The organism is Streptococcus nidrosiense (genome assembly GCF_042140045.1).
GTDB classification, from domain to species: Bacteria; Bacillota; Bacilli; order Lactobacillales; family Streptococcaceae; genus Streptococcus; species Streptococcus nidrosiense.
In genome coordinates this window covers 1,578,343-1,595,250 of record NZ_CP152419.1, presented here as the reverse complement: position 1 = coordinate 1,595,250, position 16,908 = coordinate 1,578,343, and the positions used below count along the sequence as shown (strand labels likewise).

The window sequence follows — 16,908 nt, the reverse complement described above, 5'->3', positions numbered from 1 at the left end:
CCGCTTATCCCAAAAGGCCGTTTTTTAAACGGCTTTTTTGCTAGACTGATACTGCCAAAAAGGAGAGAAGACATGATATTACAAGCTAAAAACATCAGTAAACGGTATGGAAATCATCTAGTGGTTAATCATATTCACCTACAGTTTGAAAAGGGAACGTTTAATGCGATTATAGGACCAAATGGGGCGGGGAAATCAACGACTGAGAAATAAGATTATTGACTCACTATTTATGGAAGTAGTTATTTAAGAGAGAAAGATGAGTTACCAAAAAGTTACTAAAATTTGAAAAATGAGTCTATTTTGCAAGATTCAAAAGTCCTAAAACCCTATTAAATCAAGGTTATAAGATTTAAAAAATGTATTAATAGAACTCAATATCTTGCTTTGCTTGTCTTGGCGGGTCGGACAGGGTATAAGTGGAAGATAAGATGAAAAAAATGGAGAAAACTCTAATGGTTCTTCTCCATTTTTTTATCTAATTGGTAATGTTGAAAATCGGAAGTGAAATGATACTTTCAAAGAATTCATTTTGGATACTAGCAAACGAAATAGAACCCTGATGCAAATCAACAATTTGTTTTGAAATTTTTAGCCCAATTCCAGTCGTTCTAATTTTAGAAATATCAATGTTTTTAAAAGATAATTCATTAAGTTCAGCAATTTTTTCTGGTGAAGCTCCCTGTCCATTATCTTTGATTTCGACAATTACATTTGTATCTTTTTTGTATAAGTGGATTCTTATTGTGCAACCCTTTTCGTTATGTAAAACAGAGTTGTAGATGATATTATGGATAACTCTTGTGATTAAAAACTGCTCAATCATGATAGATTGATTAACAAGTGAATAATCGTAATCAAATTCAAATTCAAATTCATTCCAGATTTCTTGATTTAAAATATGGATGAGAATGTCTTTGAAGAAGGGGATAATTTTTGTTTCAGTCTGATTTAATTGAAGATGACCGGATGAAAGGCGAGCTACTATATTTAAGTCATTTAAAACATTTTGGATGTAATAGGATTCCGTCAATATTGGACGAATATGTTTTTTAAACTGTGTATCTAGTTCAGAATCATTTAACAAGGACGCGTTAGAAATGATGACAGAAAGAGGTGTTTTGATATCGTGTGCAATACCTGAAATCCATTGCTCTTTAAAGACTTCATTCTCTTTGAGTAGAGTATCGGTTTGATTAATTGCAGTTGTAAGATATTCTAGTTCTGATATAGAATTTATTGGATTTTTTAAACCATATGGGAGATTCTGAATAGCAGTTACAAGAGGCACAATTTTACGATTGATATGCGTCACGCCATAGTAGTAAAGAAAAGCGAAATAAAGGCAGTTGAAAAGCAATACTCCAAATGCTATTAGTGGAAACAGGCGGAGACTATCTATATCTAAGTAATTAAAACTATAACGAGCAATTTTATCTTTTGGAAAACCAACAACAATGATGTATCCACCTTTTATCTGACTAAAAACAGGATAATCTGAAAGATAATAGCGAGAAAACTGTAAAATGTCCCCGTAGTCAAATTGCGAAGGAACTTCTGTAGGTTTATACTGTTCGTACACTTGTTTTCCAGTCTGCTTATCCAATACCATGAGCCATAACTTTTGTTCTTTTAGACTAGAAATATCATTTTCAGGTATGTGGACGTTATTATTTGTGATGGTAATGTGTTCAGAAATTATTTTCACAGTCTCAGTAGCAGTTTGCTTTTTACTAATGTAGAAAACAAAACTGGCAATTAGAATAATATTGGTAATAAAGATAATGATGGAAGAAAAGATAAATTTCTTTAGTGAATACCTTAAAATTTTGGTTTGATTCATAATCATGATAACAATTTATATCCTAGCCCTTTAGCTGTCTTTAAATATTGAGGTTTTGAAGGATTTTCTTCTATTTTTTCTCGAATTTTCCGAATATGTACAGTCAAAGAGTTTTCATAACCAAAGCTATCCACTCCCCAAATCGTATCACAGAGAGATTCGGTTGAAACGATGTAATTTTTATTATCGTAAAGTTTTTTCAAAATCTGAATTTCAATTGGCGTAATAGAAATTTCTGCTCCATTTTTTTGTACTGTTGCATTCCGAAAACTCACCAAAGTCTGTCCAATCTGTATTGTTTCCTGTTCTGATTTATAACTTCTACGGAGCAGAGCCATAATACGATAGATAAGATTTTTTGGAATGAAGGGTTTCATGATATAATCATCACCACCAGCATTGAAACCAGCTATCTCATCTTCAGGATTATTTTTGGCAGTCAGAAAGAGGATAGGAGTATCGCCTTTTTTTCGGATATGTTTTGCTAATGTGTAGCCATCCCCATCGGGTAGCATAATGTCCAAAAGGAAAAGGTCGAACTGCTCTATTTCAATCATGTCCAAACTAGATTCTATATCATAGGCTGATGTTAGATTGGAAAATCCGTAGGCAGTGAGAATATCTCTTATGGAAGAGTTTAAAATTTTGTCGTCATCAATGATAAGGATGTGCTTATTCAGGAGTTGTTGTTCGAAACTCATAATCTTACCTCGCTTATTTAAATTATACCATTTAAAAGAGTGAAAAAAAGAAAAATACTTTAATCTTAATGTAAAATTAAGGTTAGCTTAGTTTAAAATTAATCTAGCATGTCTATAATAAAGACATAACCTAGATAGAGATACTTCTCAAATTAATTTTAATCAGTGAGGTATTTCCAAATGGTTAAACAACAAATGAATCTCGTTGAGATTGAAGCAATGAATTCTCTTCAAGAATTGACTCTTGAAGAACTTGATAACGTTCTTGGTGCTGGTGGTGGAGTAATCCAAATCCATTTTATTCAGACAAAACAATGGTAATAGTGACTCACCAATTAGATATTGTGAATTATGTTGATTCTATCATTTTTGTTGATAAGAGTAGTAGAGATGTTATCAAAGATACTCATGATAATTTGATTCATGGAAATCAAAATTATAGAAAATTTTTTAGTTTAATGGAGGAAGTTCATAATGATTAGTAATGTTTTACAGATAAAAAACTTACAAAAGGAATTTAAGGACACTCAGGTAGTTAACCTTAGTTCCTTATCAGTTCAACAAGGTGAGATTTATGGTTTTCTAGGTCCAAATGGAGCTGGGAAAACAACCACCATGAAGATGATTTTGTCTTTGATTTCTCGTACAGCTGGGGATATTGAAGTGTTCGGTCAATCCATAGGTACGGACAAGCAGTATCTTAATCAGATTGGCTCTATGATTGAAGAACCGTCTTATTATCCTAATTTGACAGGCTATGAAAATCTCTTGGTTTTCCAAAAAATCCTTGGATTTGATAAGAAAAATATTCAGGAAACCTTGAAAATTGTTGGGTTAGATCAACCTAAAAACAAGAAAAAATTGGTTAAAGATTATTCTCTGGGTATGAAACAGCGTTTGGCTTTAGCCTTTGCCTTAGTCAAGAAACCGCGTTTGTTGATACTGGATGAACCAACTAACGGGCTAGACCCAGCAGGGATTCATGAAATTCGGGAACTGATTATCAAGTTGGCAAAAGAACAGGGCATTACTGTCTTCATCTCTACCCATATCCTTTCTGAAGTAGAGCATATCGCTGACCGTGTAGGGATTATCAATCATGGTCAACTCGTTTACGAGGGAGAAATTCGTAAAATTCAGTCCAATAAATGGCTGGAAGTGCGTGGGGATTTTAGAGGTCGACGTGAAGCCATTAGCCAAGTGTTATTTGGTTATCCGTGCAAGATGTTAGAAATACATGAGGATAAACTCAAGCTGACTAACCTTGCCGACCAGCAGATTTCTAGTTTGTTACGAGATTTAATAGTCGAGGAAGTTCCAATTTATGAAGTGAAGCAAGAACAAGAAACCTTGGAATCTATCTTCCTCAACTTAACCAAGGAGTGAGTCTTATGTTGAATAATTTGTCTATTGAATTGCTCAAGGCAAAACGAACCAAATCCTTCTTCATTATCATACTAGTTATGGGAGTCGGATTTGCTTGGGCAATTGCAGCCGCTACACGTTACCTAAGTAATCCAGACATGCACCAGATTAACCTAATTTTCTATATGATAAAAGAAGTAAATGGCTTGATTCTCCCTATCGTGATTGCTCTCTTTGTATCCCGGATTGTCAAGAACGAGAAGGAGGGCAACACTTTCAAACTGCTTTTGGCAAATGGTGAAAATGTACGGCATATCTTTCTGAGTAAGCTTGGCCTGACTATGTTCGTTTTGACCTTTCTCGCTATTTTGGAGGGAGTAGTAGTCCAGTTGATTGCAAACTTTTCTGGTCTAGAAATGCCTGTTAGCCTAATCCTCTGGCAAATCGTCATTTTCTTGCTAGCATCTTTTGTCTTAACCTGTCTGTTTTTGACTTTGCAGTTTTTACTGAAAAAGCAGGCATTGATAATGGCATTAGGGATTTTCGGAGGATTTCTTGGAGTTGGATTTGGTCATGCAACAGCTTTTCTACAGCTGATTTTCCCATTTGGTGGTATAGCATATCTGTCTCTGGTGGATTACCAGAAAGTCGCCAGTCAAGTGAGTTATGTTTTGGCGACAAACCTAGGATTTAAACTCTTTACATATTTGCCAATAGCCCTAATCTATCTCTTCTTATCTCTCTATCTAGTTGAAAAGAAAGGAGGCAAGCTATGATGTCTTATCTATCAGTAGAATGGCGGAAAACCCAAAAATTTTCCATGTTGATGATTGGTATTTTCTTCTTAGCTTTTTGTAGCCTGATTGGTCTTGGTATTTACTTAGGTGCAGCTTATTCTATGGTTGCAGAAAGTGAAAAAGTGCCTGTTTTATGGGGACAATTGACCTTCTATTATAGCCAGCTTTTCTTTCCGATTTTGGTCAGCATTTATGTAGCCATGATGTTAGGAAAAGAGTTTGATAGGAAAAATATTGAATTTCTCAGAGCTAATAATGTCAGTCTTGGGAAATTATTGTTGGCAAAAGAAATAGTAATTATCTTGTTTATTGCTGTTTTACAGTTGTTCTTGTTTGGTATTTTTTATGTCAGTGCTCACCTAATTCATTTAGAAATTTCTAATTTGTTCACCTACCTTAAGTGGGATTTATTGGGGATTTTTGGAACAATTAGTATGATGGCAGTACAGTTTTTTGTGACAGCTAAAACTCGTGTTTTTAGTAAATCTGTGGGAATTGGTTCTATTGGTACTTTCGTAGGATTCATGATGATTTTTGTATCTGATAAATTATCTTTAATCTATCCCTACTCCCAAGCTATGGTGGCAATGCGGTCACGGAATTTGATAGACTTTAATTTAGTGGAAATATTGCTGTTTATCATTGTAAATATTCTTCTGTGGGGGATTTTTCATACATTGAGTAATAAAGAATTGCATAAGTAATGCGAAGACTCTTCGGAGTCTTTTTCTTGTGATAAAAGCTCCAAGCTTTATCTGGTATGCTTGACCTAGTTTTTATAGAAAGAAGGTCTAAGATGTTAAATAAAGTCAAAACTAAATCCTTAATTAGTGTTGGAGCAGTGGCTGCAACTAGCTTTATTCTCTGCAATCTTGGCAGTAATCAGACATCAAAAACCGCTCTGCTGAGCGGTTTTTGATGTATCCATTTCTTCTACAACACCCAAGTTCGAATGGCATGAGCAACGCCTGATTCGTCATTAGATTTAGTGATGTATTTGGCAATTTTTTTGAGTTCTGGATTTCCGTTTTCCATAACAACGGGGTTACCAACAACTTCAAGCATGGCACGGTCATTTTCCTCGTCACCGATAGCCATAGTTTCATCCTTGTTCAAACCAAGTTTCTCAGCTAAGTGAGTGATAGCTGAACCCTTGTCTACACCTTTTTTGAGAAGTTCGAGGTAGAAAGGAGCAGATTTGTTGATAGAGTAGCGGTCGTAAAATTCTGCTGGAATCTTTTCAATCGCAGCATCAAGAATTTCCGGTTCATCGATAAACATACACTTGACGATTTCCTTATCAGCCATTTCTTCAGGTGTACGATAGAAGATGGGCATGCTGACGAGGGTTGATTCGTGAACAGTGTATTTTCCGATATTGCGATTGGCTGTGTAGATGCCATCCTTGGTAATAGCATGCATATGGACACCGAGCTTACGACTGATGAATTCCATATCTAGATAATCCTCGTAAGTCAAGGATTCGCTGATAATTTCATGACCTGTAGCGGTTTCTTGGACAAGGGCACCGTTGAAGGTCACTACATAGTCACCCTCATCTCTTAATTTTAAGTCGTCTAGAAGTTTGGCAACTCCTGCGATAGGGCGACCAGTTGCAATCATAACTTTAACACCAGCTTGTTTGGCATCTTGGATGGCAGAAAAGACTTCTGGAGTGATTTCCTTTTGACTGTTGACAAGGGTTCCATCGATATCGACGGCGATTAGTTTAATACTCATATAGTTCCTCTTTTAGTTTTTATTTGGTTTGAAATGATCGTTTTCAATCAAGTGTAAAAATTGCTGAGTGATGCTTGCGAAGATGCTGTTTTGGTCCAACATTTCTTTTGGGAAATAGAAACGATTATCTCCGTGGCGACTGCCAGCAAGGGATTGAACGATAGGAGAAAGGCTAGAGAGTTCTGCTAGTTCTCCATTTTTTTGTATAATCTCAATCTGAGTTCGTGGGTTTTCAGATTCAGGGCGATAGATATCATAAGGAAGGTCAAAGTTCTTATGAATAGCTGTGTAATATTCGGGCTCAAAGCCGATATCTTCTACCATTTTTCTCATAGATGCAAGCTGTTCTTGATCTTCTTGTGAAAAGGTGATTGATTTAAAGACCTTGCGATTGACAAAGCGTTGTGACAGGTCAGCTAAAATCTTGTCAGAACTGGTCATCCATAGTTGGAAATAGGTATTCATAACTCCGTCATCCAAAGATAGATAGTCAGCTAAGCTAACATTTTTTTCGAAAAATGGCAGTAGATGTGGGGATGTAAGTGTAAAGAAGTCCTTGTTTCCTGGATAAAGTTCTTTAGCACGTTTCAAAAGATTCTGCAGAAGTACTTCCATAGCACGTGTTGCTGGATGGAAATATACCTGCATATACATTTGATAGCGACTAAGAACATAGTCTTCGATGGCATGCATCCCGTTTCGTTGAAAGGCAATTCCGTTTTCGATAGGGCGAATAACTCGTAAGATACGTGTTAGGTCAAATTCCCCATAAGAAGCCCCTGTAAAATAGGAGTCACGTAAGAGATAGTCCATGCGGTCTGCATCGATTTGACTCGAAATCAATTGGACCACCTGCTTATTTGGATAAGTATGGTCTATAACACTAGCTACCTTTTTAGGGAAATCTGGAGCTACCTGTAAAAGAACCTGGTGAATCTCTGTTTCAGGGCTTTGGATAATTTCCTGCGTAATCGCCTCATGATCGGTATCAAAGAGATTTTCAAAGGTATGAGAGTAGGCACCATGTCCTAAGTCATGAAGGAGGGCTGCAGTCATGGTCAGGAGGGACTCCGAAGGATCCCATTCTTTAGGATACCTTTCCTCAAAAATCTCGGTGATGCGTCGTGCAATCTCGTAAACACCCAGACAGTGAGAGAAACGACTATGTTCTCCACCATGAAAGGTGTAACTGGATGTTCCGAGCTGCTTGATACGACGAAGCCGTTGAAATTCTTTGGTATTGATTAAGTCATAGATAATCTGATTATCAACATGGATATAATTGTGAACAGGGTCACGAAATACTTTTTCATTCATAAAACCATTATAGCAAAAAGCCACAGTTTTTGGTAAAATAGTAGGATAAGAGTGAAGAAAGAGGACTTGAAGTGAAGATTCGAATGAGAAATACCATCCAATTTGATGAACAATTGGAAGTGATCGACCAACTTTATGACGTTGAGTTACGTGAGAAAGGTGATTTTTCCTATCTCCTTTTTTACAATGAAGAGAAGGAAAAAGTGGTACTCAAGTTTAATGATACAGAGTTGGTGATGTCTCGATTTTCCAACCCCAAGACCATCATGCGTTTTCTGAAGGAAAATGATAGTTTAGCCTATATTCCTACACCAATGGGGATACAGGAGTTTATCATCCAAACAAGTCATTATCAAGTTGAACAACAAAAGATTGAGCTAGCCTATCAACTACAAAACAAAGAAGGAAATCCATTTGCGGACTATCGCTTAGAAATTACCTGGGGATAAAAAGTCGTTGGAGGAGAAATCGATAGACAAAGTCTCGATTTCCTAGTTCCAAATCAGCTAGCAGGCAAAATATTTTTACTAATAAAAAATGAGGTTGGGATTTTTGTCCCAGCCTCTATTTGATATATAGTTCTTGATTTTTCAAGACGATTTCACGTAAACTTGCAAATTTCTTAAGTTTTTTAAGATCTTCTGGATGTGTAACGAGGGTAATAACATATCCCTCTTTACCCATGCGTCCTGTCCGACCCGCACGGTGAGTGTAAGTTTCCGTGTCTCTAGGGACATCAAAATTAATCACGCATTCCAGGCTATCAATGTCGATACCACGAGCTAGAAGGTCTGTCGCAAGAAGTAGTGTTAGCTGATTATCTTTGAATTTTTCTAAGATAACTTTTCTAAATTTGACGTTGACATCGCTAGCTAGTGAAACAGCTAAAACATCACGATACTGCAATTTTTCCTCAGCACTTCCAAGATCTGACAAGTTATTGAAGAATACCAGTCCACGGAAGTCTTCGACATGTGCCAGTTTTCTAAGCATATCTACTCGATGACGTTGATCTACTTGCATGTAGAAGTGTTGAATGTTGTCCAACTTTTGATCAGAGAGATCGATGGTGCGCGTGTTAGGCGCAATCTTATCTTGATCAAACTTGGTAGTGGCACTCATATAGATGAGTTGGTGGTCGCGAGGTGCGTAGTGAGTAATCTTTTCTACAAAGTGGATTTGAGAGTCATCTAGCAACTGGTCAAACTCATCAAGTATAATAGTCTCCACATTCATCATCTTGATTTTTTTCAATTTGATCAGTTCGAAGATACGACCGGGAGTTCCGATCAAAATTTCTGGTCCTTTTTTTAGTCGTTCAATTTGGCGTTTCTGACTCGAACCTGATAGAAATAGCTGAGCTGTTAATCCGATTGCCTTACCCCAGGTTTTAGTTACCTCAAAAATCTGACCAGCCAGTTCAGTATTTGGTGCTAAAATCAATAGTTGTTGCGCTTTTTTCTTTTGGAGACGAAGAAGACTTGGTAGGAGATAAGCTAAAGTCTTACCTGTACCAGTTGGACTGACTCCAAGAAGGGTTTGACCGTCTAAAATCGGATCAAAAAGCTGAATTTGAATAGGTGTGAATTCTTGAAAGCCGAGTTGGTCAAGGAGTTCTAGCCATTCAGTTGGTAGTTTGGTTTTCATTTTTCTGCCTCAAATCTAATGCCAGCAGTCTGGCGCATGGTGTAAAGTAGCTTATGGACGTGTGTTGCATCATCCAACCAAGCTTGGTAAAGTTCTAGGTTTGGCTGCTTGATCATGTTAGCAAAAGCAGCGACCTCCTCAGTCATGGTGTGAGGTGCTTGCTGAATAGGTAGATGTGTTTCATTACCTTGATGATCAGTGAAAATAGCTGATCGAACGTGTTCGATAGTGTTGAGCGTCAGAGTTCCATCTGTTGTATATATTTCGCAAGGCAGATTAGAAGTAATATTTTTACCAGCCTTGATATGGACTTGATAACCGGGATAAGATAAGATACCATCTCCGTTTAGATCAATAGTGTTGTCAAGTTGTTGAGCTTGATAGGTCGCATCGAGTGCTTTTCCAAATAAGCGAACCGCAGCATAGATCGGATAAATTCCCAAGTCCATGAGAGCCCCACCAGCAAAACGGTCTGAAAAGACATTCGGAGTATTTCCAGAAAGAAGGTCTGGCATCTTAGAAGAATACTTGGCATAGTTGAGGTCTGCACCTAAAACCTCCGTATCTACTAAAAAGTTTTTAATAGTTGTGAAGGCTTCCTCATGATAGTTACGGGCTGCTTCAAAGATAAAACGGTGATGCTCCTGAGCTATTTGAATTAACTCTTGCCATTCTTGGGGTTGAGTCACAGCAGGTTTTTCAAGGATAACATGTTTACCAGCAGATAAGGCCTTTTTAGACTGACTATAATGCAGAGAATTGGGACTTGCGATATAGACAACATCAAATTCAGATTGGAAGAAATCCTCTAAATTATCAAATAGACTAACATTTGTATAGGAACTAGCAAATTGCTGGGCAGTCGTAAGCTTTCTTGAATAAACAGCGACCAACTGGAATTCCTGACTAGCATGAGCAGCATCTATAAAGTAGTGACTGATCGCACCAGTACCGATAATACCGAGTTTAAGCATGAAATCTCCTTTTCTACAAGTAATGACTGCTTTCATTATATCACAGATAAACTAAACTAGCCAAAGGGAGGCAATTCTTTTATTTGATACTTCGAATTTTCATCAAAAAATGGTACAATAGATTCAGAAAAAATAGGAGTGTAGTATGAGATTATTACCTATGAGAAAAATTTCTCGTCATTCAAAAAGATTGGCGCTTTTTTTGACTTTTTGTGCGGGCTATGTAGATGCCTATACCTTTATCATACGTGGGAATACTCTAGTTGCAGGTCAAACGGGTAATGTCGTTTTCCTTTCCGTTGGTCTCATTCAAGACAATGTTTCAGATGCCAGTGCCAAGGTAATGACTTTGATTTCCTTTATGGTAGGTGTTTTCCTCTTGACAGTCTATAAAGAAAAGTTACGGTTTGTAAGAAAACCAATTCTATCCCTTATTCCACTAGCAATTTTATCTTTGATTATAGGATTTGTTCCCTTGACGGTTGATAATATATACATAGTACCACCATTAGCCTTTTGTATGGGACTTGTAACAACAGCATTTGGAGAAGTTTCAGGAATCGCATATAACAATGCTTTTATGACTGGTAATATCAAACGAACCATGTTAGCATTTGGGGAATATGTTCGCACAAAACATACTCCTTTTTTACGAGAAGGTCTTATCTTTGTCAGCCTACTATCTAGCTTCGTTTTCGGAGTTGTTGTATCAGCTTATCTGAGTATTTTTTATAAAGAAAAAACAATTTTAGGGATTCCAATCATGATGAGTGTTTTTTATCTAAGTATGCTTTTTGCATCTTGGAGGAAAAAAGTTGGAGAAAAAGTTTAAATTCGATGATTAATACTTGTCAAAAATTAGGAATCATGCTATACTTGAGGAGTTGACTATGCACGATCCTGTGCAACCGCACGAACATCGTTGCTCGTCGTATAACAAATTTAAACTTCGTCATTATCGCCTTGCCTAACATAAGTTATGTCTTCGGCTCAATTCCTAGTTTATTCTTTGTTATACTTAGAGCTCTTCTTTTAAGTGGTTCGTCCCACGATGCTAGGCGAGTCTTCACAAAAATACGGGGAAACCCCAAAAAATCATAGGAGGTGCATAATGAGCACATACGCAATTATCAAAACTGGCGGAAAACAAGTTAAAGTTGAAGTTGGTCAAGCAATCTACGTTGAAAAATTGAACGTTGAAGCTGGTCAAGAAGTTACTTTTAACGAAGTTGTTCTTGTTGGTGGTGAAAACACTGTTGTCGGAACTCCACTTGTTGCTGGAGCTACTGTAATTGGAACTGTTGAAAAACAAGGAAAACAAAAGAAAGTTGTTACTTACAAGTACAAACCTAAAAAAGGTAGCCACCGTAAACAAGGTCACCGTCAACCATATACAAAAGTTGTCATCAACGCAATCAACGCTTAATTTTAAGGAGAACACATGATACAAGCAGTCTTTGAGAGAGCCGAAGATGGCGAGCTGAGGAGTGCGGAAATTACTGGACACGCCGAGAGTGGCGAATACGGCTTTGATGTCGTGTGTGCATCGGTTTCTACGCTTGCCATTAACTTTATCAATTCCATTGAGAAATTTGCAGGCTATGAACCAATCTTAGAATTAAACGAAGATGAAGGTGGCTATCTTATGGTTGAAATTCCCAGAGATCTTCCTTCACATCAGAGAGAAATGACTCAGTTATTTTTTGAATCATTTTTCTTAGGTATGGCAAACTTATCGGAGAACTCTTCTGAGTTCGTCCAAACCAGAGTTATCACAGAAAACTAACACGGAGGAAAACATTATGTTAAAAATGACTCTTAACAACTTGCAACTTTTCGCCCACAAAAAAGGTGGAGGTTCTACATCAAACGGACGCGATTCACAAGCTAAACGTCTTGGAGCTAAAGCAGCTGACGGACAAACTGTAACTGGTGGATCAATCCTTTACCGTCAACGTGGTACACACATCTATCCAGGTGTAAACGTTGGACGTGGTGGAGACGATACTTTGTTCGCTAAAGTTGAAGGCGTAGTACGCTTTGAACGTAAAGGTCGCGATAAAAAACAAGTTTCTGTTTACCCAATCGCTAAATAATCGCTCTAAGTAGCATTAAATAAGGCTTTCCGAGTTTTCGGAGAGCCTATTTTTTTGTTTTGATACCCATTTTGGTACCCAAAATGATTTTTATGTAAAATTTTTGTACAATATCATCGGTTTTATTTCTTATTTTTAAAAGTTGAATACTATTGCATATACTTAATAAGCCTGTCTTTCTTTACCCAATCGCAAACAAAAAATGTACAGTAAAAATTTTGTTGCAAGCCTTAAAATTACAGGCTAGGAAGATTTTTACTAGCTTTGATAAGTATGATAATTCTAACTGATATAACCAAAGTTATCGTCTTTAATATCAAGATAGTTCTGGGCCTAATTTTTTTATAGGATTGGCTATTAGTAAGAAATATGGTATAATATAGGGTGAGACCTTCTTAATAAATAGTGAAAGAGTATAAAATGAAAAAAATTGTCATTAACGGTGGGAGACCATTGAAAGGTGAAATTACGATTAGTGGCGCTAAAAATAGTGTCGTTGCCTTGATTCCTGCCATTATTTTATCAGATGATGTTGTGATTTTGGATTGTGTTCCGGACATTTCTGATGTAGCTAGCCTTATTGAGATTATGGAAATTATGGGAGCTAGTGTCAAGCGTTATGACGATGTTCTTGAGATTGATCCTCGTGGTGTTCAAAATAAACCAATGCCTTATGGTAAAATTAATAGCTTGCGTGCGTCTTATTATTTCTATGGTAGTCTTTTAGGTCGTTTTGGTGAAGCAACTGTAGGTTTGCCTGGAGGGTGTGACCTAGGACCACGTCCGATTGATTTGCACTTAAAAGCATTTGAAGCTATGGGAGCTAAGACAACCTACGAGGGAGATAATATGAATCTCTCAACCCAAGGATCAAGTCTACATGGTGCGCATATCTATATGGATACTGTTAGTGTTGGTGCAACAATCAATACGATGCTAGCAGCAGTAAAAGCTAAAGGTCGAACAGTTATTGAAAATGCTGCTCGCGAACCTGAAATCATTGATGTGGCTACATTATTAAACAATATGGGAGCTCACATTCGTGGAGCAGGTACAGATATGATTACAATTGATGGTGTGGATAGCTTGCATGGGACACGCCACCAAGTCATCCCTGACCGTATCGAAGCAGGTACATATATTTCAATGGCAGCTGCAGTAGGTCATGGGATTCGAATTAATAATGTACTTTATGAGCATTTAGAAGGATTTATTGCTAAACTTGAAGAAATGGGTGTTCACATGACTGTTTCTGAAGACAGTATTTTCGTCGAAGAGCAAACAAATCTAAAGGCTGTTAATATCAAGACAGCTCCTTATCCAGGTTTCGCAACAGATCTTCAACAGCCTATTACTCCCTTGCTATTAAAAGCAGAAGGTCGTGGCACATTGATTGATACAATCTATGAAAAGCGTGTCAACCATGTTTTTGAATTAGCCAAAATGAATGCAGATATTTCAACAACAAACGACCACATCCTTTATAAGGGTGGAAATCCTTTGCAGGGTGCAAAAGTTAAGGCAACAGATCTACGTGCTGGAGCTGCCTTAGTTATTGCTGGCTTGATGGCTGAAGGAAAAACAGAGATTACCAATGTTGAATTCATCCTTCGAGGCTACTCGAATATTATCGAAAAATTGCGTAATCTTGGAGCAGATATTGAGCTAATCGAAGATTAGCAATTTGAGGATTGCAATGAATATCTGGACTAAATTAGCAAAATTTTCTTTCTATGAGACGGAACGTTTATATTTCCGTCCCTTCTTTTTTACAGATGTAGATGATTTTCATCAACTTGCATCGGATCCTGAAAATCTTCAATTTATCTTTCCTGCACAAGCAAGTATTGAAGAAAGTCAGTATGCTCTTGCCAATTATTTTATGAAATCACCTTTGGGGATTTGGGCTATTTGTGATAAAAAAGAGCAAAGAATGATTGGAGCTATCAAGTTTGAAAAGCTTGATGAAATTAAGAAAGAAGCAGAAATTGGCTATTTTTTAAAGAAAAACTATTGGTCTCACGGTTATATGACTGAAGCAGTTACCAAATTACGAGATTTATCCATGAACGAGTTTGCATTGAAGCAACTTTCGATTGTGACACATCTAGAAAATGCTGCTAGTCAGAAAGTAGCAGAAAAATCAGATTTTGTTCTTTATCGTCGTTTTAAAGGTAGCGATCGTTATACCCGAAAGATGCGGGATTATCTAGAATTCCGTTATACAAAAGGAAATCTAAATGAGTAAACACCAAGAAATATTAGCCTACTTGGAAGAATTACCAATTGGGAAGCGTGTTAGTGTTCGTAGTATTTCAAATCGGCTGGGAGTAAGTGATGGTACGGCATATCGGGCTATCAAAGAAGCTGAAAATAGGGGACTTGTTGAAACACGTCCTCGAAGTGGAACAGTACGTGTAAAGTCAAAAAAAGTAGCTATTGAGAAATTAACGTTCGCAGAAATTGCAGAAGTCACAGGCTCGGAAGTTTTAGCTGGTCAAACTGGATTGGATAGAGAATTTAGTAAATTCTCCATTGGAGCGATGACTGAAAAGAATATTCTTTCTTATCTTCATGATGGCGGCTTACTTATCGTAGGAGATCGAACACGTATTCAGTTATTAGCACTTGAAAATGAAAATGCTGTCTTGGTAACAGGTGGATTTGAAGTTCATGAAGATGTTTTGAACCATGCTAATAAAAAAAATATTCCAGTATTACGCAGTAAGCATGATACATTTACAATTGCGACTATGATCAACAGAGCTTTGTCTAATGTTCAGATTAAGACAGATATTTTAACGGTTGAAAAAATCTATCGTACCAGTCATGAATATGGTTTCCTACAGGAAACGGATACTGTCAAAGATTATCTAGACTTGGTTCGTAAGAATAGAACGAGCCGTTTCCCTGTCATCAATCAGCATCAGGTTGTTGTTGGTGTAGTTACTATGCGTGATGCTGGAGATAAATCACCTGGTACAACGATAGATAAGGTCATGACAAGGACTGTCTATATGACTGGTTTAGCGACGAATATCGCTAACGTTAGCCAGAGAATGATTGCTGAAGACTTTGAAATGGTACCTGTTGTGAGAAGCAATCAAACCTTACTTGGTGTCATTACTAGACGGGATGTCATGGAAAAGATGAGTCGCTCTCAAGTTTCAGCTTTACCAACATTTTCAGAACAGGTTGGTCAGAAGTTATCTTACCACCATGACGAAGTTGTCATTACGGTTGAACCATTTATGTTGGAAAAAAATGGAGTCCTTGCAAATGGAGTTCTTTCAGAAATATTGACCCATATGACACAAGATCTGGTTGTGAATAGCGGACGTAACCTCATCATTGAACAAATGTTGATTTATTTCTTACAAGCTGTTCAGATTGATGATACCTTGCGGATTCAGGCTAGAATTATTCATCATACGAGAAGGTCAGCTATTATTGACTATGACATTTACATCAATCATCAAATCGTATCAAAAGCAAATGTTACTGTAAAAATTAATTAAAACTAGGAGAAAACATGATTACATTAAAATCAGCTAGAGAAATCGAAGCAATGGATAAAGCTGGCGATTTTCTTGCCAGTATTCACATCGGTTTGCGTGACATCATCAAACCAGGTGTAGATATGTGGGAAGTAGAAGAATATGTGCGTCGTCGTTGTAAAGAAGAAAATTTCCTTCCACTACAAATCGGTGTTGATGGGGCAATGATGGATTATCCTTATGCCACTTGCTGTTCACTCAATGACGAAGTAGCCCATGCTTTTCCACGCCACTATATTTTGAAGGAAGGCGATTTGCTGAAGGTTGATATGGTTCTTGGTGGGCCAATCGCTAAGTCTGACCTCAATGTTTCTAAACTCAACTTTAACAACGTTGAGCAGATGAAAAAATATACTCAAAACTTTACGGGCGGCTTGGCAGATTCTTGTTGGGCATACGCTGTTGGTAAACCGTCAGAAGAAGTTAAAAACTTAATGGACGTGACCAAGGAAGCTATGTACATTGGTATTGAAAAAGCTGTTGTAGGAAACCGTATTGGAGATATTGGAGCTGCTATTCAGGAATATGCTGAAAGTCGTGGTTACGGCGTTGTTCGTGATCTTGTAGGACACGGCGTTGGTCCAACTATGCATGAAGAACCAATGGTTCCTAACTATGGTATCGCAGGTCGCGGTCTCCGCCTTCGTGAAGGTATGGTTTTGACAATCGAACCTATGATCAATACAGGTGATTGGGAAATCGATACAGATATGAAAACAGGTTGGGCACATAAAACAATCGATGGTGGACTATCATGTCAGTACGAGCATCAGTTTGTTATTACTAAAGATGGGCCTGTAATCTTGACAAGTCAAGGTGAAGAGGGAACTTATTAAAAAAAAAGGAGCTGAGCTCCTTTTTTGATTCTTTC

General features: G+C 37.3%; 19 protein-coding genes, 2 pseudogenes and 1 other annotated feature. Of the genes and pseudogenes, 15 read left to right on the top strand and 6 right to left on the bottom strand.

What is annotated here, in order from left to right:
* Positions 1-72: 72 nt before the first annotated feature.
* Positions 73-204: pseudogene (locus AAFQ93_RS07570) on the top strand (ATP-binding cassette domain-containing protein); the annotation flags it as partial.
* A 274-nt stretch (positions 205-478) separates the two neighbouring features.
* Here the strand turns inward: AAFQ93_RS07570 and AAFQ93_RS07565 are convergent.
* Positions 479-1,849: a sensor histidine kinase KdpD gene (locus tag AAFQ93_RS07565; protein WP_006149378.1), complete on the bottom strand. Its 1,371-nt coding sequence runs from the start codon at positions 1,847-1,849 to the stop codon at positions 479-481.
* Positions 1,846-2,544, bottom strand: coding sequence for a response regulator transcription factor (locus AAFQ93_RS07560; protein WP_006149379.1), 699 nt, complete (start codon positions 2,542-2,544; stop codon positions 1,846-1,848). The genes AAFQ93_RS07565 and AAFQ93_RS07560 overlap by 4 nt, the downstream gene beginning before the upstream one ends.
* Before the next feature lie 180 nt (positions 2,545-2,724).
* On the opposite strand from AAFQ93_RS07560, the gene AAFQ93_RS07555 reads away from it, so the two are divergent.
* The 5 genes and pseudogenes from AAFQ93_RS07555 to AAFQ93_RS07535 form a co-directional block, all read left to right on the top strand.
* Positions 2,725-2,865 carry a type A2 lanthipeptide gene (locus tag AAFQ93_RS07555; RefSeq protein WP_006149380.1) on the top strand — a complete coding sequence of 47 codons (141 nt, stop codon included), beginning with the start codon at positions 2,725-2,727 and terminating at the stop codon, positions 2,863-2,865.
* A gap of 153 nt (positions 2,866-3,018) precedes the next feature.
* Entirely contained in the window at positions 3,019-3,930 is a 912-nt protein-coding gene (locus tag AAFQ93_RS07550) for an ABC transporter ATP-binding protein (protein WP_006149382.1), read from the top strand.
* 5 nt (positions 3,931-3,935) lie between these two features.
* Positions 3,936-4,685, top strand: coding sequence for an ABC transporter permease (locus tag AAFQ93_RS07545; protein WP_029689695.1), 750 nt, complete (start codon positions 3,936-3,938; stop codon positions 4,683-4,685).
* Positions 4,682-5,410, top strand: a complete 729-nt coding sequence (locus tag AAFQ93_RS07540) for an ABC transporter permease (protein ID WP_006149384.1) — start codon at positions 4,682-4,684, stop codon at positions 5,408-5,410. The genes AAFQ93_RS07545 and AAFQ93_RS07540 overlap by 4 nt, the downstream gene beginning before the upstream one ends.
* Positions 5,411-5,502: 92 nt before the next feature.
* A pseudogene (locus tag AAFQ93_RS07535) lies at positions 5,503-5,601 on the top strand (peptidylprolyl isomerase); the annotation flags it as partial.
* 38 nt (positions 5,602-5,639) lie between these two features.
* Here the strand turns inward: AAFQ93_RS07535 and yidA are convergent.
* Together yidA and AAFQ93_RS07525 are read right to left on the bottom strand one after the other, a co-directional pair.
* Positions 5,640-6,446: a sugar-phosphatase gene (yidA, locus tag AAFQ93_RS07530; RefSeq protein ID WP_375555081.1), complete on the bottom strand. Its 807-nt coding sequence runs from the start codon at positions 6,444-6,446 to the stop codon at positions 5,640-5,642.
* A 12-nt stretch (positions 6,447-6,458) separates the two neighbouring features.
* On the bottom strand, positions 6,459-7,763 hold the full coding sequence (locus AAFQ93_RS07525; RefSeq protein WP_375555080.1) for an HD domain-containing protein: 1,305 nt from the start codon (positions 7,761-7,763) through the stop codon (positions 6,459-6,461).
* A gap of 71 nt (positions 7,764-7,834) precedes the next feature.
* Between AAFQ93_RS07525 and AAFQ93_RS07520 the strand changes: the two genes are divergently transcribed.
* Complete coding sequence (locus AAFQ93_RS07520; protein WP_373093602.1) at positions 7,835-8,212, top strand: DUF1934 domain-containing protein; 378 nt, start codon at positions 7,835-7,837, stop codon at positions 8,210-8,212.
* Between the two features lie 115 nt (positions 8,213-8,327).
* Here AAFQ93_RS07520 and AAFQ93_RS07515 read toward each other — a convergent pair whose 3' ends face one another.
* Positions 8,328-9,410: a DEAD/DEAH box helicase gene (locus AAFQ93_RS07515; protein ID WP_375555079.1), complete on the bottom strand. Its 1,083-nt coding sequence runs from the start codon at positions 9,408-9,410 to the stop codon at positions 8,328-8,330.
* Positions 9,407-10,384: a Gfo/Idh/MocA family protein gene (locus AAFQ93_RS07510; RefSeq protein WP_373114266.1), complete on the bottom strand. Its 978-nt coding sequence runs from the start codon at positions 10,382-10,384 to the stop codon at positions 9,407-9,409. Before AAFQ93_RS07510 ends, AAFQ93_RS07515 begins: the two co-directional genes overlap by 4 nt.
* Positions 10,385-10,529: 145 nt before the next feature.
* Between AAFQ93_RS07510 and AAFQ93_RS07505 the strand changes: the two genes are divergently transcribed.
* The 8 genes from AAFQ93_RS07505 to AAFQ93_RS07470 all read left to right on the top strand — a co-directional run bounded on the left by AAFQ93_RS07505 (position 10,530) and on the right by AAFQ93_RS07470 (position 16,873).
* Entirely contained in the window at positions 10,530-11,216 is a 687-nt protein-coding gene (locus tag AAFQ93_RS07505; protein WP_373114264.1) for a YoaK family protein, read from the top strand.
* A gap of 64 nt (positions 11,217-11,280) precedes the next feature.
* Positions 11,281-11,460: a sequence feature (ribosomal protein L21 leader region), on the top strand.
* A 35-nt stretch (positions 11,461-11,495) separates the two neighbouring features.
* On the top strand, positions 11,496-11,810 hold the full coding sequence (gene rplU, locus AAFQ93_RS07500) for a 50S ribosomal protein L21 (protein WP_373114262.1): 315 nt from the start codon (positions 11,496-11,498) through the stop codon (positions 11,808-11,810).
* 15 nt (positions 11,811-11,825) lie between these two features.
* Positions 11,826-12,170, top strand: a complete 345-nt coding sequence (locus AAFQ93_RS07495) for a ribosomal-processing cysteine protease Prp (RefSeq protein WP_373114260.1) — start codon at positions 11,826-11,828, stop codon at positions 12,168-12,170.
* 16 nt (positions 12,171-12,186) lie between these two features.
* Entirely contained in the window at positions 12,187-12,480 is a 294-nt protein-coding gene (gene rpmA, locus AAFQ93_RS07490; RefSeq protein ID WP_000916509.1) for a 50S ribosomal protein L27, read from the top strand.
* Positions 12,481-12,900: 420 nt separating this feature from the next.
* A complete protein-coding gene (locus AAFQ93_RS07485) occupies positions 12,901-14,160 on the top strand; it encodes a UDP-N-acetylglucosamine 1-carboxyvinyltransferase (RefSeq protein WP_045763439.1) in 1,260 nt (419 codons plus the stop codon).
* 16 nt (positions 14,161-14,176) lie between these two features.
* Positions 14,177-14,728: a GNAT family N-acetyltransferase gene (locus AAFQ93_RS07480; RefSeq protein WP_375555066.1), complete on the top strand. Its 552-nt coding sequence runs from the start codon at positions 14,177-14,179 to the stop codon at positions 14,726-14,728.
* Complete coding sequence (gene spxR, locus AAFQ93_RS07475) at positions 14,721-15,998, top strand: CBS-HotDog domain-containing transcription factor SpxR (protein ID WP_373114255.1); 1,278 nt, start codon at positions 14,721-14,723, stop codon at positions 15,996-15,998. The genes AAFQ93_RS07480 and spxR overlap by 8 nt, the downstream gene beginning before the upstream one ends.
* Positions 15,999-16,012: 14 nt before the next feature.
* Entirely contained in the window at positions 16,013-16,873 is an 861-nt protein-coding gene (locus AAFQ93_RS07470) for a methionyl aminopeptidase (RefSeq protein ID WP_049525847.1), read from the top strand.
* The last annotated feature ends 35 nt before the right edge of the window (positions 16,874-16,908 follow it).

Bases quoted from the DNA above. Each gene is read 5' to 3' on its own strand.
- AAFQ93_RS07565 (WP_006149378.1), bottom strand. From the start codon at position 1,849: ATGATTATGAATCAAACCAAAATTTTAAGGTATTCACTAAAGAAATTT.
- AAFQ93_RS07560 (WP_006149379.1), bottom strand. From the start codon at position 2,544: ATGAGTTTCGAACAACAACTCCTGAATAAGCACATCCTTATCATTGAT.
- AAFQ93_RS07555 (WP_006149380.1), top strand. From the start codon at position 2,725: ATGGTTAAACAACAAATGAATCTCGTTGAGATTGAAGCAATGAATTCT.
- AAFQ93_RS07550 (WP_006149382.1), top strand. From the start codon at position 3,019: ATGATTAGTAATGTTTTACAGATAAAAAACTTACAAAAGGAATTTAAG.
- AAFQ93_RS07545 (WP_029689695.1), top strand. From the start codon at position 3,936: ATGTTGAATAATTTGTCTATTGAATTGCTCAAGGCAAAACGAACCAAA.
- AAFQ93_RS07540 (WP_006149384.1), top strand. From the start codon at position 4,682: ATGATGTCTTATCTATCAGTAGAATGGCGGAAAACCCAAAAATTTTCC.
- yidA (WP_375555081.1), bottom strand. From the start codon at position 6,446: ATGAGTATTAAACTAATCGCCGTCGATATCGATGGAACCCTTGTCAAC.
- AAFQ93_RS07525 (WP_375555080.1), bottom strand. From the start codon at position 7,763: ATGAATGAAAAAGTATTTCGTGACCCTGTTCACAATTATATCCATGTT.
- AAFQ93_RS07515 (WP_375555079.1), bottom strand. From the start codon at position 9,410: ATGAAAACCAAACTACCAACTGAATGGCTAGAACTCCTTGACCAACTC.
- AAFQ93_RS07510 (WP_373114266.1), bottom strand. From the start codon at position 10,384: ATGCTTAAACTCGGTATTATCGGTACTGGTGCGATCAGTCACTACTTT.
- AAFQ93_RS07505 (WP_373114264.1), top strand. From the start codon at position 10,530: ATGAGATTATTACCTATGAGAAAAATTTCTCGTCATTCAAAAAGATTG.
- rplU (WP_373114262.1), top strand. From the start codon at position 11,496: ATGAGCACATACGCAATTATCAAAACTGGCGGAAAACAAGTTAAAGTT.
- AAFQ93_RS07495 (WP_373114260.1), top strand. From the start codon at position 11,826: ATGATACAAGCAGTCTTTGAGAGAGCCGAAGATGGCGAGCTGAGGAGT.
- rpmA (WP_000916509.1), top strand. From the start codon at position 12,187: ATGTTAAAAATGACTCTTAACAACTTGCAACTTTTCGCCCACAAAAAA.
- AAFQ93_RS07485 (WP_045763439.1), top strand. From the start codon at position 12,901: ATGAAAAAAATTGTCATTAACGGTGGGAGACCATTGAAAGGTGAAATT.
- AAFQ93_RS07480 (WP_375555066.1), top strand. From the start codon at position 14,177: ATGAATATCTGGACTAAATTAGCAAAATTTTCTTTCTATGAGACGGAA.
- spxR (WP_373114255.1), top strand. From the start codon at position 14,721: ATGAGTAAACACCAAGAAATATTAGCCTACTTGGAAGAATTACCAATT.
- AAFQ93_RS07470 (WP_049525847.1), top strand. From the start codon at position 16,013: ATGATTACATTAAAATCAGCTAGAGAAATCGAAGCAATGGATAAAGCT.